The following is a 25,675-nucleotide window of genomic DNA, read 5'->3' on the forward strand; positions in this document are numbered from 1 at the left end:
AATTTGCTGTAGCTCAAATATCAGATTTAATAAATCTCTGTTTCCCAGATTGCCACAGGTGGTGGCTCTTTGGGTGATTAGATAGAAAAAAATCAGACAAGAACACAGCACAACAGATCAAGAGCGATCGCTTTTGTGACTAAGCATAGTGCGATCGCTTTCCCATTCTCATACACAATCAACTGCGTCAGCTTTTCTCACTACCCACAGTACGATGTCCTGCATGATGAAGTGCGCTGGCGCAGCCCGCCACAGTCATCGCAATTTCTTACTTGAGTTAACAAGACTTCAATAACCATCATTTTATAATAGAGTCAACCAGCATAAAGCGGAATTTATGAATGCCAAACAGAAAATAATTGAAGAGATAGAAAATGTACCAGAAGAAATTGTATACGAGGTTCTGGACTTTTTACTTTTTTTGAAAGCCAAAGAAGATAAAGAAGATTTAGAAGATGCAAAAGCTGCATTAAAAGAAGCACAAGAGGTTGGTACGATTTCCTTGGGTGAACTCAAAAGGGAATTAGGTTTGTGAGTTACGAAGTAGAAATTGCTCCGGCTGCAAAAAGACAGATAAAAAAATTACCCTATGATGTTCAACAAAAAATAGTTGCTAAATTGGAAGAACTTGCTTTTGAGCCTCGTCCTGATGGTGTGAAAAAATTAAAAGGTTCTGATAATTTATTATAGAGTCAGATTGGGAAAATATCGAATTATTTACGAAATACAAGATGGTTTATTATTAGTCACGGTGGTCAAAGTAAAGCATCGTAGTGATGTTTATAGATTGTGAACAACTAAAAATCGGGAGCATCCCAAATGTGCAAAATCGCCTTACCGCTTTCGCATTCTCATACAGAATCCAAGTGCGATCGCTAAATTTATGTTTTTATAATACAAATATACTATTGAATAAACAGATTACACATCCCACCAGCTAAATTAGACTTATCACCAAATGCTTTAACGCCCATGCTAGAAAAAACATCTACATTCCAGAAAGCCATAGAAGCAGTAGAAGCATTAGATCCAGAAGCTCAGGCTATTCTTGTAGATATTATCCAAAAGCGCCTCAAGCAACAACGACGGGATGACTTATTAAAAGAAATCGCGCAAGCAGAGAGTGATTATGCTCAAGGTAATGTCCGGCGTGGTTCAGTTGCAGATTTGATGGCGGAGTTAGACGAGTGAAAAATTTGGTTTGGAGTCCGACTTTTGTTCGTGCTTTTAAGCGTGTAGTCAAGAAAAATCCTGAGTTACGTTCTCAAATTGAGCAAGTATTACAACAAATCGCTGAAGATCCATTTCAACTCAGTTTACGTAGTCACAAGCTAAAAGGTGATTCATTGGGTAGATACTCATGCTCATGTTCAATTGATTATCGGAATCGGATTTTATTTAAATTTGTTACAAATCCTGAATCAGGAGAGGAAGAAATTTTGTTGCTAACTTTAGGTTCCCACGATGACGTTTACTAAATTCAGCATTATTTTTGACTAAGGCAAGCCTATTAACAATTCAAAATTCAAAATTCAAAATTCAAAATTCAAAATTAAAGACATTTCAGACGGGGATTTAAACCCCGACTGAAATGGGTGCTACATATAGATGTAGGGGTCTTAAACCCTTTAATTTACGATAATTAGAAAATAAGTACAGATTTTAGATGAACACCCAAATAACACCCCAACTATCCATTCCTCCACATTTTAACTCAGAGAAAGTCGGCGAAGTCTGGCGCGTACCTTACCAAAAACGTGCCGCCGAAGCTGAAATTTGGGCTAAACAACACGATATCAAACCAGCATCTTTAGATAAAACTCGTATTTGCTTACTATTAATTGATGTCCAAAACACCTTCTGCATACCTGGATTTGAATTATTTGTAGGTGGAAAATCCGGTAATGCAGCGGTAGATGATAACGTCAGATTATCTGAGTTTATCTATCGCAACTTGGGAGTAATTACAAAAATTGTACCTACTCTAGATACCCACACCGCAACCCAAATCTTCCATCCGATCTTTTGGGTGAACGCCGCCGGAGAACATCCCACTCCAGCAGCGACTAGCATCACACCAGCAGATATTGAACAAGGTATCTGGAAAGTCAACCCAGCAGTTGCTGACAGTGTTACTAATGGGGATTATGAGTTATTAGAAAAACACGCCTACCATTACCTTAAAAAACTTAGTCAAGATGGGAAATATCCTCTCACTGTTTGGCCTTATCATTCTATGTTGGGCGGTATCGGTCATGCTCTAGTTTCATCGGTAGAAGAAGCGATATTTTTCCACGGCATTGCGCGTCAGAGCCAGACACAATTTGAAATTAAAGGTGAAAATCCCTTAACAGAAAACTATTCGATATTACGCCCAGAAGTGTTAGAAGATTTTGAACAACGTCCACTTGCTCAAAAGAACACGCGCCTGATTAAACAACTTTTAGAATATGATGCAGTAATTATTGGTGGTCAAGCTAAAAGTCATTGCGTCGCTTGGACAATTGACGATTTATTAACAGAAATTAAACAGGTAGATGCTACCCTGGCGAAAAAAATCTATCTGCTAGAAGATAGCACTTCTCCTGTTGTTGTCCCTGGTGTTGTGGACTACACAGAACAAGCAGATGCAGCATTTACAAGGTTTGCAGAGGCAGGAATGCACATCGTAAAATCTAGCGAATCCATAGCATTTTTTTAACGCAAAGGATCGCAAAGGTTTCGCAGAGGAACACAGAGATTTCCTCTGCGTTTCGTTTTGCGCCCCTGTGCGTTTTAAAACAAGTCTCATTTCTTCAAATAACCCTTGGGATCTTCTGCTACCCAACCCAGAGATGAGCTAGAACGCACTTCAAAATGGAGATGGGGTTGAGTGGAACTTGGTTTTCCACTAGTGCCTACTGTTCCTAGTAAGTCTCCTTTTTTCACTTGCTGACCGACAGTAACTTTAATACTGTAAAGCTGGGCATAGCGGCTTTGGAGTCCGCCACTGTGGTTAATAATGACCAACTTGCCATAAGAACCTTGATCACTGGCAAAGGCTACGGTTCCAGGGGCGATCGCTTGCACATTCGTACCAACTGGTGCTAATAAGTCAACGCCACTATGGAAGAAAACTTCACCTGTCGCAGGATTAATTTGCCAGCCGTAAGCTAATCCCACTGTCGCCACTTGTGCTAAGGGATATCCAGATAGCGATGCCCGATTTGGTGTACCTGCATCACTGGGTAAAGGGGATTTAGTTACAACACCATTGGGCGACCAATTTACCCCCGGAACAAATACGATTCTGGGGTCTGGTTGGCAGCCATTCACCTCAAAAAGGCTATCAGCACGAACTTTGTATTGTGCCGCTACTTGTCGCCAAGTTTCACCGCGAGGTACTTCGACTACAATCCCATTGTAGGGAGGAATTTGAAGCACACTTCCAACGGCTGCAATCCCACCATTCTGCAAAGCTGGATTCATGCCAATAATAGTTGTAGGAATGAGATTGTAGCGCTGCGCTATGCTCTCCAAAGTTTCACCACGAACAACTTTATGGCGTTGGAAGCGAGATAAGGCTGGAATTGGGCAACCACCTACAGCAGCGTTAGCACTATTCGAGTATGGCAGTATGCTTACTAGGCCCAAGGCGCTAACTAAGCTACAGAGAAACAGTTGACGAAAGAGTAAAGTCATGTATAAAGGTCAATAGCGCATTAACTTTAGATTTTAGATGGGAAGAGTGGGGATTGGGGAGTGGGGACTAGGGACTGGGGGAGAAATCAATTCACAATTCACAATTCAAAATTAAAGAACTTCTGTCTTCTGCCTCCTGCTTCCTCTTTCCCAATACCCAATACCCAATCCCCAGTCTCCAATTTCTCGTAAATTGATCTGTCCACTTGCCATTAGCTTGACTACACTTAGAAATTAGCAACTGCATTGCTGTCCTTGAGTAAAAAAATTATGAAGTTATCCTTAAAGCAACTGGCGATTTATGTATTTTTACTAGTGATTGGCGGTGGTGCAGGCTTGTTTGGCAGTCACTATCTCCTGCCACAAAACCGATCGTTCCAACAGTTAAAAAATGTAACGATGTCTTCGTCTCCAGAATCCGTAGTTCCAAATTCTCCAAATGGAGCAACTGGTGCTACTGGAGGCGATAATGTGAATTTTATTGCGACGGCAGTGCAAAAAGTTGGCCCGGCTGTGGTGCGAATTAATGCCACTCGCAAAGTAGCTAATCCTATCTCTGACGCGTTGAAAAATCCCCTCTTGCGACGATTTTTTGGAGAAGATGACCAACCAATTCCTCAAGAACGCATTGAGCGCGGTACCGGATCGGGATTCATTTTGAGCGAAGATGGCGAATTACTCACTAACGCTCATGTGGTAGCAGATACAGATACAGTACAAGTAACTCTCAAGGATGGTCGGAGTTTAGAGGGAAAGGTGATCGGAGTTGATTCTGTGACAGATGTGGCGGTGGTGAAAATACAAGCGAATGATTTGCCGACGGTGAAACTGGGGAATTCGCAAAATCTGGTGCCAGGACAATGGGCGATCGCTATTGGCAATCCTCTGGGTTTAGATAATACTGTCACTATGGGCATTATCAGTGCTACCGATCGCACCAGCACTCAAGTTGGTGTCCCAGATAAGCGAGTTAGCTTTATCCAAACTGATGCCGCGATTAACCCTGGTAATTCTGGTGGTCCCTTGTTAAACGCCCAAGGTGAAGTCATTGGTATTAACACTGCCATCCGGGCTGATGCTCAAGGACTCGGTTTCGCCATCCCCATTGAAACCGCCGCCCGTGTTGCCAATGAACTTTTTACCAAAGGGCATGTAGAACATCCCTTTTTGGGTATTGAAATGGCAGACCTTTCTCCCATCAGAAGACAGCAGATTAATCAAGACAATCAACTGAACATTCAGCAGGATGCGGGGATTGTCATTAAAGGCGTAACAGATGATTCTCCAGCCAAGCGTGGAGCATTGCTTCCTGGAGACGTGATTCAAAAAGTTAACGGTAAACCAGTCAAAACCTCAGCCCAAGTTCAGAGGCTAGTAGAGTCCAGCAAAGTTGGGGACATAATAGCGCTCGAAGTCAACCGCAGCGGTAAAATTCAAACCCTGAAAGTAAAATTAGGAGCTTATCCTGAAAGGAAATAATCAATAGTCAATAGTCCCAGAATGTTTGACTATTGACTATTAATTATTGACCATTAGACAAATGCTCTAACTGCATTCTTTGTTCCATCTGGCGCAGGAAATACCCTGTCATCATTGCCGACGCTAGAAGTCCAGCTAAGTTCTCCCGATCTGTTGTGATTTGCACGTTAAAATTTTCTGCCGGGAGCATTCCCACTAGCCCTTGAACATTTTGCGAGATGATTTGTTTAATTTCGGGGCTGGCAGACTGAGCAACCCTAGCTAAAACATCAGGAGACTGATGCTGTAGATATTTGAGTAACTGATTGGGGTATTCCTCAGAGTGGTCGGAAAGAAGTTGATTAGGGTGTTCCTCGGAGTTGTCATTCAAAAAGTCAGGATTAAACACCATTGGCAGTTTTATTTAGCTTAATTGCTAACTCTACTCTAAACCATAGTACAAGAGTAGCGCATTCACCACGGGTATAAGTCAATAGGAATGGGGAATTGGGCTTTGAAAAGATGCAGAGGGGCAGGGTGCGGGGGGCGGAGGGGAAAATTCTTCTCCCTGCTCCCTTGCTTCTTCCCCACTCAGCACTCAGCATTCCTGAAGGGCATTGCTATTCTCCTCATCAAGATGCTGGAAAAAATAACCGCAGGTAGCTAGACAAAATGGCTTCGCCAACAAACAGAGTAATTACAGATCCTAAAGCCAGAAAAGGCCCAAAAGGCATCTTTTGTCCTAACCTTTGTCGCGATCGCATCATAGCACCGCTACCAATTAACGCTCCCAGCGCACAGGCAATAAAACTAGCCAAGAGCAAATATTTCCAGCCTAGCCAGGCTCCCATCATGGCTGCTAACTTGGCGTCACCTGCCCCCATTGCAGTTTTACCAAAGGCAATTGAACCCAATAAGGCGATCGCATCAAATAGCCATAAGCCCAATACTGCACCAACTATCGCCATCATTAGGTGATTTACCAATGCCACAAAACTAGCCTCTGGTAAAAAACCAACCACCATTTGAAACAAAATCCCCACCACCAAACCCGACTGAGTAAGTGCATTAGGTAGGGTCATTGTATCTAGGTCGATGAGCGATAGCGCCAATAACCAACTGCAAAAAGCCCAATAGCCTATTGTTAAAGTCGATACTTTAAATACCAAAAAAATCAGTAAAAAAATTATGCCCGTTACCCCTTCTACCACGGGATAACGGACAGAAATTTTGCTTTTGCAATATCGACACCGCCCTTTTAAGTATATCCAGCCGAAAACTGGTACATTTTCGTAAGCTTTTAGCTGGTTTAAGCACTTAGGACAACGAGAAGGCGGCCAAAGAATTGACAACCCAGCAGGTAGCCGATAAACAATAACATTGAGAAAACTACCAATAGATGCACCTAAAGCAAAGACCATTACACTCGCCGGAATGGCGAACAAAATGTCCATACAGTCATTTGTCCTTTGTCATTTGTCCTGTGTCATTTGTCCTGTGTCATTTGTCGTTTATCTTTCGTCCTTTGTCCAGAACTAATGATTAATGACTAATGATTAATGACCAATGACCAATGACTAATACATGTGCGATTCAATTTGACTCAAGGGCACAAAACATTCTTGAGGTAATAGAACTGGTTGGTTAGTAAAAATAACCTTACCTCGATGAGTCATACGATTAATTGCTACACCGGAAGGTTGCCCAGCTATTTCGGGATGTACTTCACAGTGAGTGTAGTAAATCTGCCCAGCGGCTCTGATTACGGCGGGATCAATCAAAGGTGACTGGTTCTTTGGGGCGGTAAAAGTTGTTTGTCCTTGTCGTAATGCGTACACTATCGACTGTTATTTGATTGCTAGATTTCCCTCTAGTCTACCCGAAACTTTTAGCAAAGGTTGCCAAATTGCCCAGGTTGCACTTTAAAATTCGCAATTTGTAATTCGTAATTCCCTGAGAAGGGGTATTTAGCCCAAAATTCGGAGTCTAGGAAACCTCTGTAGACGTTTTGCGTTGAGTCAGTCGCAGCCTTGGCAAAAGTGAACAACTTTTGCCTACTGCCTGGTAAACTGTTGCGCCTGCAAATTGCATCACAAGCATGATTAGGCAAAACCTATAAATCCTCTCCCTTGATCCCTGCACCCTGCTCCCCTGCCGCCTCAATGTGCAAACTATAATCACAACAGCTTATCCATCTTCACCCAATAACTTTAAGGTTGGTCGAGTACTTTTATCAAGGCATCGCCCATAGCGCGGCAACCTAAAAGATTTTTTCCTGGGGAAATTATATCTCCCGTGCGATCGCCTTGTTCTAAAACTTGCAATACGGCTTGTTCGATGCTATCTGCTGCTTTTGGTTGGTCTAAACCGTAGCGTAACATCATCGCCGCACTCAACACTTGTGCTAGAGGATTTGCCTTATCAAGTCCGGCAATATCTGGGGCGGAACCATGAACTGGTTCAAATACACCAGGCCCAGAAGCGCCTAAACTAGCTGACGGTAACATCCCAATACTACCTGTGAGCATGGCAGCAGCATCAGAGAGAATATCGCCAAACAAATTGCCTGTGACGATGGTATCGAACTGCTTGGGAGCGCGTACCAACTGCATGGCAGCATTATCTACATATAAATGAGAGAGTTCGATATCTGGATATTCCTGAGAAAGTTGAGTGATGCGATCGCGCCACAACTGAGATACTTCTAATACGTTCGCCTTATCCACCGAACAAAGTTTTCCGCCGCGTTTTTTAGCCGCCTCAAAAGCCACCCGTCCAATGCGTTCAATTTCCGATTCGGTGTAAACCATTGTATTTACACCACGTTTTTCACCAGTTTCCGTAGCAAAAATCCCTTTAGGTTTACCAAAGTAAATCCCACCAGTGAGTTCACGCACCACCATAATATCCACGCCTTCGACAATTTCGCGTTTCAAAGTCGAGGCATCGATTAGCTGGGGCAAAATTTTCGCTGGGCGTAAATTGGCAAATAATCCCAAACCTGCACGTAGTCCTAACAAACCTGCTTCTGGGCGTAAATTAGATGGCAGTGAATCCCACTTATAACCACCAATGGCGGCAAGTAACACAGCATCACTATTACGGCAAGTTTCTAGAGTGGCAGATGGTAGGGGTTCTCCTGTGGTATCAATTGCTGCACCACCAATAAGCGCTTCTTGGAATTCAAACTGAATATCAAATTGCTTCCCTACAACTTTTAGCACATCTACCGCCACTGCCATAATTTCAGGGCCAATGCCATCGCCGGGAAGTAGAGTAATGCGGTAGTTATGTGTCATAGCTGGTTATTACTAGGTAAATGCTTGCAGATCAAATATCATACCGAGCAAGATGTACCGATGGAGTTTTTAATTTATAGCAGTTCTTGTTTGGATGCAACAGACAATAGGGGCACAGCATTGCTCATTGGTGTCAACTTAAGCTAGAAATAGCTTATCTGTTGGCTTCCATGCCCGCCCGGAAATAAATTTTCGGGCTAATAGCTTAAGTCTACTGAAGTAGACTGGAGATTTTTGGCGATATTTAGTCATCTTCAGATGACTTTAGCTATTATACGGGAATTTCAATTCCCGGCGGACAAGCGGTTTCGCGTTCAGTTGATACCAGTACCTCTATGAGTGGTACATATTCCATACAACTAAGAACCGCTTTATTTAACGCAGCTGATAAAAAATCGGTATAAGTAAGTAGATTTGTATCGGATTTTGTATTGGATAAAGCAATCACACTTTGCCGGCCAAGTTCATTAACTGTTTGAAGTTCACAAGATAATTGATGTTGTTGGCACTATCAATCTTTATCCACCCTTTTTCATGTAGTTTCTCCATGATTTTGGTGGTTTCTTCAACACCGATTTCTGTCACCTCTGCTAAATCTTTAAAGGGAATGTTAAAAATTTCTCTTCCTAAGTCTGAGTCTTGACCATAGCTTTCGCCTAAAGTTACTAGGGTATGAGCAAGTTTAACTGCTGGTGGTGAAGACCGCATTTGTAAGCGCAGGTTAATTTGTCGCAATCGCCGCACCATCAGTTGCAACATCCGGTGATGTAGCTGCGGATCTTTAAACAATATTTGAATAAAACGCTCTCTGGAGATACTAAGCAACTTCACGGGTGAAAGGGCAATGACATCGGTTGAGCGTGGAGATTCATCTAAAATTGCCATTTCTCCAAAAAAATCACCACGGCCAAAAATTGCTAGAGCTACTGAATCTTCCCCAAGGGTACGCCGGACTTTGACCCAACCAGAAACTACGAAGTAAACTGCATTACCCCAGGCATCTTCCATCACAACGGCTCGCCCAGATGGGTATTCATGTTCAATTGCAACGTTGAGCAGCCATTCCAAAGTCTGTGGATTGGCTGTACTCATTAAGGGGAAAAGTTCACTAAAAACCTCAGTTAACATGAAATATTTGCAACAAATTAATGTAAGGGCGGGAAACTAACTTTGCTACTATAAGTTTTTTTAAACCGTAATCTTACTCAGAATACGATCGCAAAATTTGTATTTATTGAAGATGAACCTCTAAGCTTTATCAGTCTAGGATTCCATTACAACATAACAATTATGTATGCGATCGAAATCAGCGTTTTCACTTACAGACCGATGATTTACTATTTGTTGGTAAATTGCTATCTAGTGCGAGTATTTTGATCTGTTGGTCTAAATTTTTCACTAACTGATTCAGGGTAACTAAAGCCTCTAATTGCTGAGAATCAAGGACGGGATTCAGTAAAAGCCGTTCTTGTAGTTCGTGCAACTTGAAGCTTAGTTGCTGAGAAATTCCTAAGGCATCGCGGCCCAGACGCGTCAACTGTTGTTGTTGATAGAATTTTAAGGCTGCTCCCCGCAATACTTGGAGTGTTGCCTCTTCGCCGTAGATTCCCGGCATGACTCGCAAGCGTAATAATAAGCGGTTTTTTTGATATACGTATTCTTTTTCTACCTGTTTTGGTTCTGCAACCGTTGTGACAGGTAGAGAAGCAAACCGCTTTAATTCATTCAGTACTCCTTGGAAAACCGAGAGCGGCAGTTGGTCTAATACAGACTGTAAAATTCCATTGTCACTCCACAGTATCCTACCTTCATACGCTTGTCTTTCTAAGTACAGTCGACCAATTCCCCCAGCCAAGATTCGTCCCAGTAATTCTTCTAGTAATTTTTTGGGTGGCAGTGTTGGTAGCAACTCGATTGGACTCAGTAGTTCAGAAGCCTGTGTGGGCAAAATTGGTAAATTGTTTGGTGATGTGGCTTCGGAAGTCTCTCCCTGCTGAGTTCTGGAAACAGGAGTCGAGAACGTCGTAGTTTCAGATGATCGGTCTAGCTCTGGGATAGGAGGTAAGTCTACCCGCTGCCCAGAATGTTGACGCTTTGGTGTCTGAAATATCATCAATACTGGTTGCTGATTTGATTCTGAGTCGTTTAAGGAGGGAACAGGTGTGTCAGGAATGCTCGCTGGGCTATGTATTGGAGAAGAGTCTGCTGTTAGCTGATGCACAAGTTTGGCATCTAGCTGAGATGTGTTCTTATGGTTGAGGTAGGCTGATAATATTCTGCGGTGAGCGTCGGCTGCGATCGCTTCAATCATCATTGTGCAATTGATAGAAGACAAAATGCGACCAACGTAATCTAGTGCCTCGCTATCTTGTGGATAAACCATACCTAGCAAGAGGTTTTTGCCTTCTAATCCAAAGGGTAAAATCTGGTGGTAGAGGCAAGCTTCAAAGGACAAAAGACTATCAATTAGTTGGAATATTTGCTCGCGATCACCTTTTTCTTCCCACTTCATTTGAGTGGCAGTTAGCATTTGCCGTCCATTTGCTGCGGTATCATTTATTTCACCCTCTGAAGACAACATAGATTTGATGCGTTGGTTTGATGCGTTGGTATTTAATTATATTTTGCCTTGAATTTAGTAGGTAGTTAATAAAGATACTTTGTTAGATTGTTAAAATTTAAATTATATATACTTAAGTAAACGTAAGTAGAGTATGAATTTTAGATTATAGAGTAGGGATAATACTGAGGGTTGGGCATTGAAAAGAGGCAGAGGGGTGGAGTGCGGGGGGCGGAGGGGAAAACTCTTCTCCCTTGCTTCTTCCCCAATCCCCAGTCCCCATCTTCGACTACAGCTTACTCTTGAGTTCTTAAACCTTGGGCTGCAAGATAGATTTTTGTCCATTCGCCTAGCACTTGATGGGTTTTGAGTTTTAATTGTTCAGCTATTGCTTCTATTGAATTACCCGCTTTCCGCAAATCTAGAATCTGCCGCCCTAGAGGGGTCAATTTTTCATCAAGTTGCTGCCATTGGTTTTGCGTTAATCCTAAGTTATGTTCTTGTAAGGAAATTGAGAGCCAGCTGTCTACGAGTTCTGGTTTACCTTTGAGGGCAAAAACACGGACAGCGTGGTAACTAATTTTTTCTCGCAGACGGTAAACTTCTTTAGTCTGCTTATTCAGTTTTTGGGCGATCTCTTCTTGGGACTTACCTTGCAGATAGAGTCGCAGCCAACCTACTGCGTCTGTTCCCAGACTTTCTTGTAAATAATTTTCAAATTCTTTTTGTACTGACTGGCGTAGCCCCTGTTGTTCTTCTAGTTGTTGTGCTTCTTGATATTCTGCGATCGCTTGACTATCGACTAAGTTAACTCGATTATCACTGTCGTCTGTAAGAACTTCTTCTGAAACTAGTCTAATCAAGTCACGGCCAGGAACTTGGGTTAAACCACCGCGCTGAGTGCGACGCAAGTAATTCACAAATCGGTAAGCTAATAGGGGTTGATTGCGTACTGGGCGCAGAGAATATTCTTCTAAACTGGCAAATAGCAGAGCATCACCTAATCGTCTATCGGTTGTATATTTGGCAATATCAGCCATTTGCTGTTGCATCTGGCTATCGCTTTGGAGTAATTCTTGGATTACTTCTTGTAACACATCGATTACACTGCGCTGGCGATCGCGGCTGAGGGAAACCCAAGTCTGAATCTTATTCCGTAATGTTACTAAACTTCCCAATCGCACGATCAAGTTGCGATAAGCACGTTCTCGCCCCAGCCCTAAGTAGCGTTGACGTAAAATCCTCCAGCGATATTCCATCGCTTGCTTGGCAATATCGAGTTCTTTAGGGTTAAACAAATCAAACCGTTTTGAGTCAGATCCCAATAACCAAAGAATAATGCTTTGTCTAGCAGCTTCATTTTGGTCTGGACATTCCACAGCCAAACGCTTTTGCCAATCTATAGCCAGTTTTTCCACATCCGTTGTCATAGTGAGATTGCATTCCTCGAAACTCAATTTTGAAGTTTGCATCACAACCCCCATTCGTCCCACTTAATTATTTAACTGGCAGCTGCCCCTGATTTCATGAGTTTCATGAAAATAGCTCAGTGATTCTACTTTTATTACGTCTCAGTTCACTGAAATTATGCAGAAATTTCTACATTGATGTTTTATTTTCAACTCACAACATCTAAGACTCTTGTATATCAAGCATTTGGGTTGATTTTGCCAATTTAAACTTTTTGTAAAGTTATGTTTTCTCACTGAGAACAGAAATCTGCCTAGAGTGTTGAAGATACAACCTTTGCACGAGATGAGTCAGGTAAATCTGACATTTTGTAACAGATACAAGGAACGAATCTAATCTAACTCAATGTCAGACGTTATTTCACCCGTATAAGTTTCAACCTTCTCTAATTCATTACGTAGTCAAATACTTAGTTAAATCTCAGTATAGTTGGTGTTAATTGAGGTATGGACTCAGTAAATCTCCCAACCCGTCTGAGAAGTTGGTTTATCGTAAATTAAAGAGTTTAAGAACCTGCAATCTATATGTAGCACCCATTTCAGTCGGGGTTTGTCTTGAGAAATCGCTCCACTTGGGCAAAGCCCAAGACCGCGTTTCTCGCTAAATCCCCGTCTGAAATTTCTTTAATTTTGAATCGCCAAACCAAGGTTTTAGGGGTGAGGGGTCAAACCCACCGTGAATTGAACAACAGTCTCATTCCATTCGCCAGGTCTTAAGTTGACATCGATAGGCATTGCTGTACCCCTATCGCGTGGTCTATTTACCTAAAAATAGCTGTAAACTATATTCATTTACAACTATGCCTCTAATCATTGGCAAGTTATTCTTAAAACTTTTATATTCCTAATAATGAATAGTCAACAGTCAATATTGATTTTGACTATTGACTCTAACTGTTGCTCTCCCTCTGCTTCAAAATTCAACTTATGCAAAATCTAAAAACATAAAAGTTTGCAACGCTCTAAAGTTTTGATGGTCAGAAGCCTTACAATAAACTTCTCTTTAAATTTATTTATGGGCATTCTTCGTTTTTAATTTACCCACAGGTGATTAAATCTATCGATTGTTTGATCTAACAATGGGATTTTCTACAGATTCTCGATACTGTTGGACTTGTTCTGTGTAACCAATTGGCAAAACAGCTTCAACGTTTTCATGGGGACGAGGAATAATCACCCAGGATTCTAGAGTACCGCCATAAACATTTTCTGCGGCTTCAACACCAGCAGCCATCGCGGCTTTTACTTCAGAAACATCGCCACGAATATTAACTGTAAAGCGAGCGCTACCTACTCTGATATAACCAACAAGGGTGACTCGACCAGCTTTTACCATAGCATCTGCTGCTGCTAGCACCGCCGGAAAACCTTTCGTTTCAAGTGCTCCAACTGCCTGTAATGACATTATTAATCTCCTGTATAAACAAACGATATGGTGGCTACAAGTTAATTGTACGAAGCTTCGCTACAGATTTTGATAGCAAAATTGCTTAGAACATACGGAAAGGTTCTGATTCCTCGGTAAAATGGATTGGTAATATGGTTTCCACATTTTCCGGGGGATTAGGAACAATGTAGTAGGTAATTACTGTACCAGCTTTGACTTGCTCTCCCGCTAAGATTCCGGCTTCAACAGCTCTATTTACTTCAGAAACGTGTCCCCGAACGGCGACTAACAAACGAGCGCTTTCTGCTTGACCATAATACACAATTGTGACTGCGGCAGCTTTGACCATTGCATCTGCTGCTGCTAAGACACTAGGAAAACCTAAAGTTTCAATTACGCCAACCGCCATTGGCATGGCATTAGCTCCTGAATTAAGGGATAAGCGATTTTAATTGTACGTGGCTTTTGTCCCAATTTTGACATTTTGGAAAACTTTCTTGGATCTATAAATTTTGGGGGAGTGGGTAGAGACACGATTAATCGCCTCTGTACAGGAGTTGGGAGTTAAAATATTTTGATCCCGGCTGGTTTATATTTTTAGATATTACAAATAATAATTATGCATATTAGTTTTTGTGATTTTGTTAAACAACAAAATCACCTATGTGTGGAAGTAAGCTAATACGATAAACTGAAATTTATGTTTCCGAATTTTCTGCCTACAGCAGTCAAGCAACTAACAGAACCTACTTCGATCGCACTAGCTCGGAGTATTCAAACCACTGCGATCGCTACTCCTTTAACTAATCAACCAGTTACTACAGCATTTGTCAAACAAGGGTGCGGTGGAACTCCGATTTTATTAATTCACGGTTTTGACAGTTCTGTATTGGAATTTCGGCGGCTTTTGCCACTACTTTCTGAAGATAATGAAACTTGGGCAGTGGATTTGTTGGGTTTTGGGTTTACAGATAGACTCTCAGGAATTGCCTACAGCCCAACTACAATTAAAACCCATCTTTATTATTTCTGGAAAAGCTTAATTAACCAACCTGTAATTTTAGTGGGCGCTTCGATGGGGGGTGCGACAGCGATTGATTTTACGCTGACATACCCGGAAGTAGTAAAAAAGCTAGTGTTAATTGATAGTGCCGGGTTAGCGGGTGGTTCACCATTGAGTAAATTAATGTTTCCCCCGTTGGATTATTTGGCAACTCAGTTTTTGAGTAATCTGAAGGTTCGCGATCGCGTTTCCCGCATTGGATATAAAAATCAAAGTCTCGCCTCCTTCGATGCGCTGTGTTGTGGTGCATTGCACCTACAAAGTCCGAGTTGGAATCAAGCTTTGATTGCTTTCACTAAAAGTGGTGGTTATAGTGCTTTTAGATTTGATATATTATCACAAATTGTGCAACAAACGCTAATTTTGTGGGGCGATTCTGATAAAATTGTGGGTACTAAGGATGCCACAACTTTTCAAAAGGCAATTCCACACAGTATTCTCACCTGGATTCAAGATTGCGGTCATCTCCCACACTTGGAACAACCACAAATCACTGCACAGCACATTTTAAACTTTTGTGGTTCGGTTTGAATTGTGGCTTATATTTGGGTCAGTGCAGCGTTAAGATCATCTCGATCGCATTCTGTAATGCAATATTGTAAAGCGTTTCAGCTTCCTTAGTGCGATCGCCCAAGGTTTGCCACAATGCTAATTGTTGATTGTAAGTTGCGTAACGCACGAGTAATAGCCAATAGAACTTACACCTTGTACATAAGCACTACAGCAATTTGGATATTTCAGCCATCTTTAGCAGCTAGCGATTTCTACGACGGGCTACGCCTACGCTTTATGTGTGAGTCAATCAGGGTTATAGTAAGCGTCTGAAACGACTAAATACCATAACTCACATTATGCTTAATTTGTACAGTGCGTAAGTCATAGTGAAATTTTTGGACAAGAATTCCTCTTTTCTCTGTGTTCTCTGCACCTCGGTGGTTAGATAAATTACTTTTAAACCGCAGAGGTACGAGAGAAGAAAAGAGATTTTACGAGTCACCTTGAAAGGGCGAGTCCTAAGTTATTAAATGAGCAAAGGTAACTTTGATATGTCGTATAAAGTTAGCATCATTATCGAAAAAGACGAACATGGATATTATGCCTATTGCCCTGAACTACCTGGTTGTCAATCTCAAGGTGATTCCCTAGAAGAAGTACAGGCGAATATTAAAGAAGCAGTTGAACTTTATATAGAAACCTTGTCAAATTCAGAAAAACAGGCACTTCATAACAAGGAAGTATTCACAATAACCTTGGAGGTGAAAGTTGCCTAAACTCCCACGTATAACGGCAACGGAAGCTGAAAAACTCTTATTAGATGCAGGCTTTATTCAAATTAGAAGCAAAGGAAGTCACAGGATTTATTTTCGAGAACAAGTGAGAGTGGTTATTCCTTTTCATTCAGGAAAAATATTGCACCCAAAAATAGTAAAACAGGTTCTACAAGCCATTGATATTTATGAGGATGAAACTACAGCAGAATAACTAGTAACTAAGGTAGATGAATAAGAATCCCACCCTGCCAAGAGGCAGTTAGTTTTGTGTCTTCCCACCAACATATACTAATATGGCATATAGTGATTTTACTTTAGAAAAAGTCAAACAAAGCTTTCAAATAAATACTATTGAGAGAACTGATATTTTTGCTAATACACCTGCTATAGAATGTAGTGAGTTATTAAAAGAAATTCTTCAATATAATTTACCTATAGCTATTGCTAGTAATAGTGAAAAAGCTCGATCTGAGATGATTATTTCTCCTATATTACTAGATTTGAGACGACAATTAAATGACCAAATAAATTTGTTCTCTGGTGTTGAATTCAATGTTGACACTGCACAAGGTTTAAATGGAATCTGTGATTTTCTAATTACTCGTTCTCCAGAAAGACTAATTATCACAGCACCAGTCATTATTATTGTGGAAGCTAAAAAAGAAAACATTCCTGCTGGTTTGGGACAATGTGTAGCCGAAATGCTAGCAGCAAGAATATTTAACGAACGAGCAGGTAATGAAAATTTGATAATTTATGGAACTGTCACCACTGGAAGTATTTGGCAATTTTTAAAATTAGAAGGGCAATCTATCCAGATAGACTTAAGTGAATATTATCTTAAAGATGTCAATAAAATTTTAGGAATCTTAGCTAGTGGTGTACGCTGAAAACATTATAGTTAAGTAGCGATCGCATCCCTAAAATACCCGTTTAAAAGGCTTTTGACATCCAAAAATCTCACGCCCAAACAGCAAAACACAACTCTGCGTCTTTGCGCCTCTGCATGAGATTTTCCAATAAATTAGTAGTCAATATGCATAGCCTACTTTAACCATCGCGCCGCATCTTTGGCATGATAAGTCAAAATTAAGTCTGCACCAGCCCGTTTAAACCCAGTTAAAGTTTCCATAACCACCCGCTCTTCATCAATCCAACCATTGAGCGCCGCAGCTTTTACCATCGCATACTCACCAGAAACATTGTAAGCCGCAACTGGTAAATTACTCGCTTCCTTCACCCGCCAAATAATATCCATGTATGCCAAAGCTGGCTTAACCATCAGCATATCAGCACCTTCGGCGATATCCAATTCAATCTCTTTAATTGCTTCGCGGGAGTTACCTGGGTCCATTTGGTAAGTTCTTCTGTCCCCAAATTGCGGCGTTGAGTCTGCTGCATCCCGAAATGGCCCATAATAACCCGAAGCATACTTAGCAGCATAAGACAAAATCGGCGTATCTTGAAATCCTGCTTCATCTAAACCCTGACGAATTGCTTGCACAAACCCATCCATCATCCCAGAAGGCGCGATGATATCGGCACCAGCTTTGGCTTGAGAAACTGCTGTTTTCTTTAATAAGTCCAGAGTTGGGTCATTTAAAACTCGTCCTGTTAAATCACCAACTTGTAAATAACCACAATGACCGTGGCTAGTATACTCACATAAACAAGTATCAGCAATTACAATCAAATCTGGCACTGCTGCTTTTACTGCCGTCGCCGCTTTCTGGACGATACCGCAAGCATGCCAAGCACCAGTAGCATCTACATCTTTATCAGCCGGAATCCCAAATAAAATAATCGAAGGAATTCCTAAGTCATAAACTTCTTTTGCTTCTTCAACAATTTTATCTACCGAAAGTTGGTAGACACCGGGCATGGATTTCACCTCATTAGCGATTCCTTCACCTGGTACGGCAAATAATGGGTAGATTAAATCGTTTGTTGTTAAAACAGTTTCACGAACCATCCGGCGCAGTTGGGGATGAGTACGCAGACGACGGGGGCGATGTGTAGGAAACATAAAATTTTATGAAGAAAAACAACGCAGATGGACACAAAACAAAGCGTCACAAAAGCAGGCTAAAATTTTCCTGCCGTCAGACAGACTACAAACAGTGCTTAACTGTCCTTTGCCCTACTCTTAATCAAGTTGTGGGGCAATTTTGTATTCTACAGCTTGGTTGCACCTATCCGACGGACTGGAAAAAAAACAACATAGTAAGCAATTCAAAATTCAAAATGATAAGACTGTCTGTTGGCAAAATCTTGGCGAATTGAGGGTTGAAATTTAAACGCAAAGTGGCGCAGAGGGAAACGCAGAGGCACGCAGAGAATTCGCTACGAATTAATTAAATTTTGTATTTGGTAGCAAATAACTGACAATTATCAATGTCCCATGCCCCATGCCCAATGATAATTTGTGTTAAAAAACCCGGAAAATATAAGGATAACGGAAGGGTATATCAGGATTGCTGAAAACTCCGATGAGCGCCCAAATTGTTAATCCCCAGTGTAATATATATCCCAGACCAGCTAGTGGCCCCAACAATAATAGTGGTAACACTAACCAACCGAATAGAAAAAATAACGCTCCTAGAATTCCTCCATAAAGCCAGACATTGAAGTGGAAATTGATGGATTCTCTGGCGTTTTCTTTAACAACAGGATCGTCAGATACGAGCAATATGGCAATAGGTATACTTACTGATACCAAAGTTGTGCTGAAAAAAATCGCTCCATGAGACAAGGCAGATAGAAGCTTTCGCTTGTCTGTGTCGTACATTCTTTTCTCCTATTTAGTCAGATTGTTGATTCCACTACGACCCTATCACGAGCATCGTTGTCTTAAGATTAAAAGACTTACTAGAGTCAAAAAAAATTAAGCAAGCTTTCAAACAAATACATTTATGTCTACTGAACTTCAGTCTGAACTTATTCAAGCAGTTGAACTTCGCCGCAACTTTGCGATTATATCTCACCCCGATGCAGGTAAGACTACACTAACTGAAAAACTACTCCTGTACGGAGGGGCAATTCATGAAGCTGGGGCGGTTAAGGCGAGACGGGCACAGCGCAAAGCTACATCTGACTGGATGGCGATGGAACAACAACGGGGTATTTCCATTACCTCCACGGTGTTGCAATTTGAATACCGGAATTGTCAAATCAATTTATTAGACACACCAGGACACCAAGACTTCAGTGAAGATACTTATCGCACCCTCGCCGCCGCCGATAATGCCGTGATGCTGATTGATGCGGCAAAAGGTTTGGAACCCCAAACCCGTAAGTTGTTTGAAGTGTGTAAGTTGCGGGGTATCCCGATTTTTACATTTATCAACAAGCTCGATCGCCCAGGCAGAGAACCTCTGGAACTGTTAGATGAAATTGAGCAAGAATTGGGATTGCAAACCTATGCGGTAAATTGGCCGATTGGTATGGGCGATCGCTTTAAAGGTGTTTTTGACCGACACAAGCAACAAATTCACCTGTTTGAACGCAGCGCCCACGGCAGCCGAGAAGCCCGTGATACCATAGTGGAATTAGGCGATCCGAGAATAGAAGAACAGCTAGAACAAAGCCTGTATCACCAACTGAAAAATGATCTGGAACTGTTAGAAGGAGTTGGGCCAGAGCTAGATTTACAGTTGGTACATGAAGGCAAAATGACGCCTGTGTTCTTTGGTAGCGCCATGACTAACTTTGGGGTAGAGTTATTCCTTAAGTATTTCCTCGACTATGCCCTCAAACCCGGCTCTCATGTCAGCAGTGTTGGCGAAGTTCCCCCTACATACCCGGAGTTTTCGGGGTTTGTCTTTAAACTGCAAGCGAATATGGACCCGAAACACCGCGATCGCGTCGCATTTATCCGGGTTTGCACTGGTAAGTTTGAAAAAGATATGATGGTGAATCACGCCCGCATTGGTAAACTCATCCGTCTATCTCGCCCGCAAAAACTCTTTGCTCAAGAGCGAGAATCTATTGATGTGGCTTATCCTGGCGATGTGATCGGTTTGAACAATCCCGGTGTTTTTGCGATCGGGGATACAATTTACACGGGACAAAAGCTCGAATATGAGGGAATTCCGTATTTTTCGCCGGAACTGTTCGCTTCTCTGAGGAATCCCAACCCCTCGAAATCTAAACAATTCCAAAAAGGCGTTGCGGAATTGCGCGAAGAAGGTGCTGTGCAAATTATGTATTCAACTGATGAAGCCAAGCGCGATCCAATTTTGGCGGCGGTGGGTCAGTTGCAATTCGAGGTGGTACAGTTTCGCTTACAAAATGAGTATGGTGTAGAAACCATCTTAGAGGTATTACCCTATAGTGTCGCCCGTTGGGTTGAGGGTGGTTGGGAAGCATTAGAAAAAGTGGGACGGATTTTCAATACCACTACAGTTAAAGATAGTATGGGACGCCCAGTGTTGCTATTCCGCAATGAATGGAATTGTCAACAGTTATTAGGCGACCATCCAGAGTTAAAATTAAGCGCGATCGCTCCAGTATTTTCTAGTCAACAACCAGTGGAGGAATAATTCACTACGAATTTTAGATTTTAGATTTTAAATTTTAGATTTTTTTGTTCATGCCTTGCTCCTAGTGGGTAGAACAAATCTAAAATCCTTAATTTAAAATCCTTGAGCCAAGTAACCTTGTGGTCAGGGTCAATCCAAAATCCAAAATCCAAAATCCAAAATTGGTTGACAAGCAAAACTTGAGCGCGGTTGATTTCCACGGCATCCGAGGTTCGCGCTTTTGCACAAACGTGGATCACTTAGAAGAGATTGGAGTGCCAGAATTTGTATGCCTTCACATGCCAAACCGTCTTTGGAGGCTGGTTTAGTTGCCCTCAAGCAGGGAAATTACCAAACAGCGATCGCTCAACTAGAACCTATTGCTAGCAGCCAGAGTAATGGTACTGCTAGTTTACAAGCCCAGGTTGGTTTAGTGATGGCTTTTGCTCGCACTGGCGAAGTTCCCAAAGCGATCGCTATTTCCCAAAACCTCATTGAGAGTAACAACCCACAAGTTCAAGAGTGGGCAACACGCGCTCTCGAACACCTGACAAAACGTAAAAAAACTGAGCAAGAATCAACAAATGTCGAAACTGGATTTGTTGCCTTTGAGAATTCAAATCCAGATTCAACCCCAGATTCAACCCCTGTTACTCCCCCAGAAACTCCTACATTAGAGGAAAAGCCAGACGATCGAGTAATCGAAACCAAGAGCAACGAAACCCCACCGATGGTGCCACTACCTAAACTCAAAGCTACAGTGGCGACACCACCACCCCCACCTCCACCGGCTACACCCCTAAACGGCTTCATGGGTTCTGTAACCCGCACTCAAGCCAAACTATTCGGCGTTATTTATTGGCGACAAGCACAACGCGCCAGAGCATGGCAACCACTACGTAAACCGAAATTAATTCCCTTGCGGTTACTTTCAGCAGGAACGTTCATTGCCCTGTTTTGGGTGATGCGGGAAATGCTCAAGTTAGTAATGGGATTCATCAACCAGACTTTAGTCAAACTTCCTTATCTGGAGCCTTTGCAGCTTTTATATCGCGACCCTACTAAGTTGTTGCTAATAGTATTGGTGATTTTACTTGCAGTATCACCTTGGTTACTGGATCTGCTATTGGCGAACTTATATGGTCAGCGAGAATTTTCTAAAGATGTATTAAATGCTCATAGCCGCGAAGCCGTTCGGGTGCTACAACGTTGTTGCCAGCAGCGCCACTGGCCGTTACCCAAACTGCGGATTTTACCAACGGCTGCACCAATTATTCTGACTTATGGTAGTTTACCACGTAATGCCAGGATTGTTGTGAGTCAAGGGCTGTTAGAACAACTGGCAGATGATGAAATCGCCATTATTTACGCCACACAGCTAGGGCATATTGCTCACTGGGATTTTGCTGTAATGTCTTTGTTGTTGCTGGTGACACTACCAATTCATCGCCTATATCAGCAAGTGTCGGAGTTGGGTGACAGAATATCAGCAAAAATTTGGCGCTGGCCGGTGACAATTCTGGCAACTTTAATTTATGGAGTTTGGTGTTTGCTGACTGGGACTGCATTGTGGTTGTCGCGGTTGCGGCTTTATTATAGCGATCGCGTTGCCGCTGAAATTACTGGTAATCCCAATGCCCTAATTCGCGCTTTACTTAAAATTGCCATTGGCGTTGCCGCTGACATCCAAAAAGAAGAAGAGACAAGTTGGCAACTAGAAAGCTTAAATCTCCTGACACCAGTTAGCCACCAGCAGAGTTTATCTTTGGGCACTATTGCCAGCAATTTATCTTTTGAATCATTTTTGAAGTGGGATACTGCCAATCCCTATCGCCAATGGTTTACGATTAATAATAGCCACCCTTTAATGGGCGATCGCATCGAACGCCTCTGTCAAATAGCCCGTCACTGGCATCTAGACACCGAACTACATTTTGCAAGTGAACCATCAAAGGTTAAGCGTCAGTCTTTCTTATTACAAATCGCTCCCTGGTTGGGAATTCCTCTAGGGGTTTTGTTTGCAGCTTTAGTCTGGCTAACTTGGCAACTAGCATTCGCACTCAAGTTTTTAAATCTAAAGTGGATCTATGAAGATTGGTCTTTCATTACAGGCTGCCTTTTGATTGGCTTTAGCATCGGTACAGTAGTGCGGATGAATTCTTTCTTCCCGGATATTAAACCTGCCACTGTACAAACTGATGACAGCTTACCCAACCTGTTATCTGACCCTTCTGCCTTACCCATTGACAGCATCAGCGTGCGTCTGGTGGGCAAATTATTAGGTCGTCAAGGCACTAGCAACTCCCTAGCGCAAGATTTAATCTTCCAATCCAGCGCGGGTTTGGTGAAATTACACCACATTTCTTGGCTAGGACAGTCAATCAATCACCAGGATCTAATTGGTAGGCAAATTATCGTCACAGGTTGGTTCCGGCGAGGAGCAACACCTTGGATTGATATCCAAACCCTACAAACTCAAAGTGGTAAAACCATTCATAGCCCTCATCCCATTTGGTCTACTTTTTTAGCAGTTGCAGCACAAGCTTGGGGCGCATACGTTTTTCTTACTGGTTAAAGATAGTGCTGAGTGCTGAGTGAGGAGTTAAGAGTTATTTAACTCCAAAGGACAAAGGAAAAATCAGAATGTAAACAAAAGTTGCAGGTTTTCTTTACAAGTGTTACATTTATTCACACAAACAATAGCAGCCAATATAACTCAGCACTACTGCTTAGTTGTTAATTCGGATGCTTTTTCCCCTGCTTCATACCTTTTATCCTCCCAACACAGCAGAAAATTAACCAGCCATTGGCTGGTTTTTGTCTCAAAATATGCTCTCTTGAATAAAAAAATGTGTTTCATGTTACGATGCAGTAATACTAATGCCAGAAATATATGCGCTAAACTAGCTACGTAGAAAATACCGTGGTAATGTAGGGAATGGTATTTGATTCTGCGAAAAAGAGCATGGAAGAAAGCGTGTACTTTAGCAGGCACTAGGCTATTAAATTTACAATTCTTAGAATTAAGGTGTTATTAGCTCACCATAGTGTGAGCCTTTTGATTAAACAAGCTTGATCCCGACGAAAAACTGTATTGTTGTATAGGTTGACAGTTTCGAGCAAAAAAATTGGTTGATGGCAGTCTTGGTCAATAGCATCTATTTAAAAGTTAAAAGCCTAAGCCAAGTGATTGTTTTCTCGCCTTGCCATGTTCATTTAACTCTGGAGGTATAGTTCATGTCCGTTCGCCTATATATAGGTAATCTGCCTAAAGATGAAATAGATCGTCAAGATCTGCAAGCAGTTTTTGCAGCAGAAGGTGATGCTGTAACTACTAAATTAATTAAAGACCGTAAAACTGGCAAATGCCGTGGTTTCGGTTTTCTGACAGTCAACAACGACGAACAAGCTGACGAAATCATTGAAAAATATAATGGTCAGCTGTTCAAAGACACTCCCATTAAGCTAGAGAAGGCATTACCTCGGACAAAGGGTGAAGAGGGCGAGGAGCAAGCTCCTAAACCAGTTACTCTTGCTAGTAGTAGTACCCCGACTCCTAGCCCCAGCAGAGAAGGTAGCCGCCGCGAGAAAAGTTCTAAAAAGCCTCGTCGTGGCGGCGGTGGCGGCGGTTCTCGCGAAAGCAGTACCACAACTACCGATTCAGATGCTATTCGTCCAGATCCTCGTTGGGCTTCGGAATTAGAAAAGCTGAAGCAGATGCTAGCTGCACAAACTACGAATTAATCTGTCAGGGAGAGAAGTTAAAAATTAAAAATCAGAATTTTTTTGATTTTTAATTTTTAATTGTCGATTATTATCTAGCTGCTTAGTTAAATCTACTTGCAGCTAATTTTGTAATCGCTTACTGATAGGAGCTAGTAGCGTTAAAAATCTCAATCAAATCAAACGACATATAAATTTCACCCATTAATCATACTTACGTAAGAGAAAAAGTATATATTGATGCAACTATAGTTTTTGTAAGCTTGCTTATAAAAAAATTAAGTTTTTGTCATTAGATGCATTAAAAAATCTGAACGATGTGAATGCAAATCGCAGTAATTGTCTGAATTTGACAAGTTATAATCAATAATATTTGTTATAGCTAGCTGATATGGCGACGTGAACCGGAGCGCGTAAGCGCAGCCCGCCGTAGGAATCGTTCTAAAGATAATTTAAACTCAAAGTGGTACCGATCGTTTGCTGCTTTTGTTATGTCCTCAACTCTAGATTCTTTGCCACCTGCGCTAGCTAAAATTGTCCAGCGCTTTCAACGCGCTTCTGAACCGAAGCGGCGCTACGAACAGCTAATCTGGTATGCTCAGAAGCTCAATGAGTTCCCAGAAGCCGATAAATTACCCGAAAATAAAGTTCCTGGTTGCGTGTCTCAAGTTTATATCACCGCAGCCTTGGATGACGGTAAGGTTATCTTTCAGGGCGATTCCGATTCCCAGTTAACTAAAGGATTAGTAGGGCTTCTGGTTGAAGGATTGCAGGGACTAACGCCAACTGAGATTGTCCAACTTACCCCAGATTTTATTCAAGAAACAGGTTTAAACGTTAGCCTGACACCTTCCCGTGCTAATGGGTTTTACAACATTTTTAAAACCATGCAAAAAAAAGCATTGGAATGTAAGTTAGATTTGCCTAACTAAACTTGGTCAACAAGAGGACAAGGAGCAGGGAGCGGGGGGCAGGGGGAGAACCCCATACATAAATGTATTTGCTCTGAACTAAGTAAGGACGCATTATTTCTCTCTACGAGACGCCAAGGGCGAACGCGCTGCGCCACTCGAAATAAATATTTTTACTTTTGGGCATAAATAAATTTATTGGCTCTGAAACCCGGATGGCAGGGGAAATGAGCGAATTTTTCTCCCCTGCTCCCTGCTCCCCTGCCTCTTTGGTCATTGGTCATTTGCAAAGGACAAAAGGACAACTGATCAAATAACGTACAACTACCAAAA

Annotated in this window: 29 protein-coding genes and 2 pseudogenes; 16 read left to right on the forward strand and 15 right to left on the reverse strand. The window is 41.9% G+C overall.

Annotated elements, in window-relative coordinates:
• Nucleotides 1-135 precede the first annotated feature (135 nt).
• The 7 genes from V7L07_RS05125 (at nucleotide 136) to V7L07_RS05155 (ending at nucleotide 2,701) form a co-directional block, all read left to right on the forward strand.
• On the forward strand, nucleotides 136-276 hold the full coding sequence (locus tag V7L07_RS05125) for a hypothetical protein (protein WP_335055676.1): 141 nt from the start codon (nucleotides 136-138) through the stop codon (nucleotides 274-276).
• A gap of 61 nt (nucleotides 277-337) precedes the next feature.
• Nucleotides 338-535: a DUF2281 domain-containing protein gene (locus V7L07_RS05130; protein WP_335055678.1), complete on the forward strand. Its 198-nt coding sequence runs from the start codon at nucleotides 338-340 to the stop codon at nucleotides 533-535.
• Nucleotides 532-690: a type II toxin-antitoxin system RelE family toxin gene (locus tag V7L07_RS05135; RefSeq protein WP_335055680.1), complete on the forward strand. Its 159-nt coding sequence runs from the start codon at nucleotides 532-534 to the stop codon at nucleotides 688-690. Before V7L07_RS05130 ends, V7L07_RS05135 begins: the two co-directional genes overlap by 4 nt.
• 7 nt (nucleotides 691-697) lie before the next feature.
• Complete coding sequence (locus tag V7L07_RS05140; RefSeq protein ID WP_335055682.1) at nucleotides 698-793, forward strand: type II toxin-antitoxin system RelE family toxin; 96 nt, start codon at nucleotides 698-700, stop codon at nucleotides 791-793.
• Between the two features lie 179 nt (nucleotides 794-972).
• Nucleotides 973-1,191 (forward strand): hypothetical protein, encoded by a 219-nt coding sequence (locus V7L07_RS05145; RefSeq protein WP_118163017.1) that lies wholly within the window; start codon nucleotides 973-975, stop codon nucleotides 1,189-1,191.
• Complete coding sequence (locus V7L07_RS05150; protein ID WP_335055684.1) at nucleotides 1,188-1,478, forward strand: type II toxin-antitoxin system RelE/ParE family toxin; 291 nt, start codon at nucleotides 1,188-1,190, stop codon at nucleotides 1,476-1,478. Before V7L07_RS05145 ends, V7L07_RS05150 begins: the two co-directional genes overlap by 4 nt.
• Nucleotides 1,479-1,666: 188 nt before the next feature.
• Nucleotides 1,667-2,701, forward strand: coding sequence for an isochorismatase (locus tag V7L07_RS05155; protein WP_335055686.1), 1,035 nt, complete (start codon nucleotides 1,667-1,669; stop codon nucleotides 2,699-2,701).
• An 86-nt stretch (nucleotides 2,702-2,787) separates the two neighbouring features.
• Here the strand turns inward: V7L07_RS05155 and V7L07_RS05160 are convergent, their stop codons facing one another.
• Nucleotides 2,788-3,681 (reverse strand): LysM peptidoglycan-binding domain-containing M23 family metallopeptidase, encoded by an 894-nt coding sequence (locus V7L07_RS05160; RefSeq protein WP_335055688.1) that lies wholly within the window; start codon nucleotides 3,679-3,681, stop codon nucleotides 2,788-2,790.
• 270 nt (nucleotides 3,682-3,951) lie between these two features.
• Between V7L07_RS05160 and V7L07_RS05165 the strand changes: the two genes are divergently transcribed.
• Nucleotides 3,952-5,160, forward strand: coding sequence for an HhoA/HhoB/HtrA family serine endopeptidase (locus tag V7L07_RS05165; protein ID WP_335055689.1), 1,209 nt, complete (start codon nucleotides 3,952-3,954; stop codon nucleotides 5,158-5,160).
• Between the two features lie 43 nt (nucleotides 5,161-5,203).
• On the opposite strand, the gene V7L07_RS05170 is transcribed toward V7L07_RS05165, so the two are convergent.
• From V7L07_RS05170 to V7L07_RS05210, 10 genes and pseudogenes are all read right to left on the reverse strand, one after another.
• Nucleotides 5,204-5,551: a DUF760 domain-containing protein gene (locus V7L07_RS05170; RefSeq protein WP_094347414.1), complete on the reverse strand. Its 348-nt coding sequence runs from the start codon at nucleotides 5,549-5,551 to the stop codon at nucleotides 5,204-5,206.
• 220 nt (nucleotides 5,552-5,771) lie between these two features.
• A complete protein-coding gene (locus tag V7L07_RS05175; protein WP_335055691.1) occupies nucleotides 5,772-6,593 on the reverse strand; it encodes a prepilin peptidase in 822 nt (273 codons plus the stop codon).
• A gap of 123 nt (nucleotides 6,594-6,716) precedes the next feature.
• Complete coding sequence (locus tag V7L07_RS05180; protein ID WP_334775101.1) at nucleotides 6,717-6,977, reverse strand: hypothetical protein; 261 nt, start codon at nucleotides 6,975-6,977, stop codon at nucleotides 6,717-6,719.
• Between the two features lie 372 nt (nucleotides 6,978-7,349).
• Nucleotides 7,350-8,438, reverse strand: a complete 1,089-nt coding sequence (gene leuB / locus V7L07_RS05185; protein ID WP_335055693.1) for a 3-isopropylmalate dehydrogenase — start codon at nucleotides 8,436-8,438, stop codon at nucleotides 7,350-7,352.
• A gap of 444 nt (nucleotides 8,439-8,882) precedes the next feature.
• A complete protein-coding gene (locus tag V7L07_RS05190) occupies nucleotides 8,883-9,566 on the reverse strand; it encodes a Crp/Fnr family transcriptional regulator (protein WP_335055695.1) in 684 nt (227 codons plus the stop codon).
• Nucleotides 9,567-9,753: 187 nt separating this feature from the next.
• Nucleotides 9,754-10,314 (reverse strand): annotated as a pseudogene (locus tag V7L07_RS33425) (pilus assembly protein PilB); the annotation flags it as partial.
• Between the two features lie 510 nt (nucleotides 10,315-10,824).
• Nucleotides 10,825-11,019 (reverse strand): annotated as a pseudogene (locus V7L07_RS33430) (pilus assembly protein PilB); the annotation flags it as partial.
• Between the two features lie 275 nt (nucleotides 11,020-11,294).
• On the reverse strand, nucleotides 11,295-12,482 hold the full coding sequence (locus V7L07_RS05200; RefSeq protein WP_335055699.1) for a HetZ-related protein 2: 1,188 nt from the start codon (nucleotides 12,480-12,482) through the stop codon (nucleotides 11,295-11,297).
• 1,042 nt (nucleotides 12,483-13,524) lie between these two features.
• Nucleotides 13,525-13,872, reverse strand: a complete 348-nt coding sequence (locus V7L07_RS05205) for a carbon dioxide-concentrating mechanism protein CcmK (RefSeq protein WP_179065944.1) — start codon at nucleotides 13,870-13,872, stop codon at nucleotides 13,525-13,527.
• An 85-nt stretch (nucleotides 13,873-13,957) separates the two neighbouring features.
• Nucleotides 13,958-14,269 (reverse strand): BMC domain-containing protein, encoded by a 312-nt coding sequence (locus V7L07_RS05210; RefSeq protein WP_335055701.1) that lies wholly within the window; start codon nucleotides 14,267-14,269, stop codon nucleotides 13,958-13,960.
• Between the two features lie 285 nt (nucleotides 14,270-14,554).
• Here V7L07_RS05210 and V7L07_RS05215 point away from each other — a divergent pair, with 285 nt between their 5' ends.
• Nucleotides 14,555-15,448, forward strand: coding sequence for an alpha/beta fold hydrolase (locus V7L07_RS05215; protein ID WP_335055705.1), 894 nt, complete (start codon nucleotides 14,555-14,557; stop codon nucleotides 15,446-15,448).
• Between the two features lie 19 nt (nucleotides 15,449-15,467).
• Here V7L07_RS05215 and V7L07_RS05220 read toward each other — a convergent pair whose 3' ends face one another.
• Nucleotides 15,468-15,596: a hypothetical protein gene (locus V7L07_RS05220; RefSeq protein ID WP_335055707.1), complete on the reverse strand. Its 129-nt coding sequence runs from the start codon at nucleotides 15,594-15,596 to the stop codon at nucleotides 15,468-15,470.
• 346 nt (nucleotides 15,597-15,942) lie between these two features.
• Between V7L07_RS05220 and V7L07_RS05225 the strand changes: the two genes are divergently transcribed.
• From V7L07_RS05225 to V7L07_RS05235, 3 genes are all read left to right on the forward strand, one after another.
• Nucleotides 15,943-16,188, forward strand: coding sequence for a type II toxin-antitoxin system HicB family antitoxin (locus V7L07_RS05225; protein WP_335055709.1), 246 nt, complete (start codon nucleotides 15,943-15,945; stop codon nucleotides 16,186-16,188).
• Nucleotides 16,181-16,399 carry a type II toxin-antitoxin system HicA family toxin gene (locus V7L07_RS05230; RefSeq protein ID WP_335055711.1) on the forward strand — a complete coding sequence of 73 codons (219 nt, stop codon included), beginning with the start codon at nucleotides 16,181-16,183 and terminating at the stop codon, nucleotides 16,397-16,399. The genes V7L07_RS05225 and V7L07_RS05230 overlap by 8 nt, the downstream gene beginning before the upstream one ends.
• 82 nt (nucleotides 16,400-16,481) lie before the next feature.
• The gene (locus tag V7L07_RS05235; RefSeq protein ID WP_335055713.1) at nucleotides 16,482-17,078 is read left to right on the forward strand and encodes a hypothetical protein; all 597 of its coding nucleotides are present in this window, start codon (nucleotides 16,482-16,484) and stop codon (nucleotides 17,076-17,078) included.
• A 155-nt stretch (nucleotides 17,079-17,233) separates the two neighbouring features.
• Here the strand turns inward: V7L07_RS05235 and hemB are convergent, their stop codons facing one another.
• Both hemB and V7L07_RS05245 read right to left on the reverse strand, forming a co-directional pair.
• Nucleotides 17,234-18,214: a porphobilinogen synthase gene (hemB, locus tag V7L07_RS05240; protein WP_335055715.1), complete on the reverse strand. Its 981-nt coding sequence runs from the start codon at nucleotides 18,212-18,214 to the stop codon at nucleotides 17,234-17,236.
• A 402-nt stretch (nucleotides 18,215-18,616) separates the two neighbouring features.
• Complete coding sequence (locus V7L07_RS05245) at nucleotides 18,617-18,976, reverse strand: DUF4870 domain-containing protein (protein WP_335055717.1); 360 nt, start codon at nucleotides 18,974-18,976, stop codon at nucleotides 18,617-18,619.
• Nucleotides 18,977-19,100: 124 nt separating this feature from the next.
• Here V7L07_RS05245 and prfC point away from each other — a divergent pair, with 124 nt between their 5' ends.
• The 4 genes from prfC (at nucleotide 19,101) to V7L07_RS05265 (ending at nucleotide 25,363) form a co-directional block, all read left to right on the forward strand.
• The gene (gene prfC, locus V7L07_RS05250; protein WP_335055719.1) at nucleotides 19,101-20,729 is read left to right on the forward strand and encodes a peptide chain release factor 3; all 1,629 of its coding nucleotides are present in this window, start codon (nucleotides 19,101-19,103) and stop codon (nucleotides 20,727-20,729) included.
• Nucleotides 20,730-20,997: 268 nt separating this feature from the next.
• Entirely contained in the window at nucleotides 20,998-23,283 is a 2,286-nt protein-coding gene (locus tag V7L07_RS05255; protein ID WP_335055721.1) for a M48 family metalloprotease, read from the forward strand.
• Nucleotides 23,284-23,945: 662 nt separating this feature from the next.
• A complete protein-coding gene (locus V7L07_RS05260; protein WP_179065953.1) occupies nucleotides 23,946-24,452 on the forward strand; it encodes an RNA recognition motif domain-containing protein in 507 nt (168 codons plus the stop codon).
• 470 nt (nucleotides 24,453-24,922) lie between these two features.
• Nucleotides 24,923-25,363, forward strand: a complete 441-nt coding sequence (locus tag V7L07_RS05265) for a SufE family protein (protein WP_179065954.1) — start codon at nucleotides 24,923-24,925, stop codon at nucleotides 25,361-25,363.
• 103 nt (nucleotides 25,364-25,466) lie between these two features.
• Here the strand turns inward: V7L07_RS05265 and V7L07_RS05270 are convergent, their stop codons facing one another.
• A complete protein-coding gene (locus V7L07_RS05270; protein ID WP_335055723.1) occupies nucleotides 25,467-25,619 on the reverse strand; it encodes a hypothetical protein in 153 nt (50 codons plus the stop codon).
• Nucleotides 25,620-25,675 lie beyond the last annotated feature (56 nt).

Origin of the sequence: Nostoc sp. (assembly GCF_036916985.1) — a bacterium.
Classification (GTDB): domain Bacteria; phylum Cyanobacteriota; class Cyanobacteriia; order Cyanobacteriales; family Nostocaceae; genus Nostoc.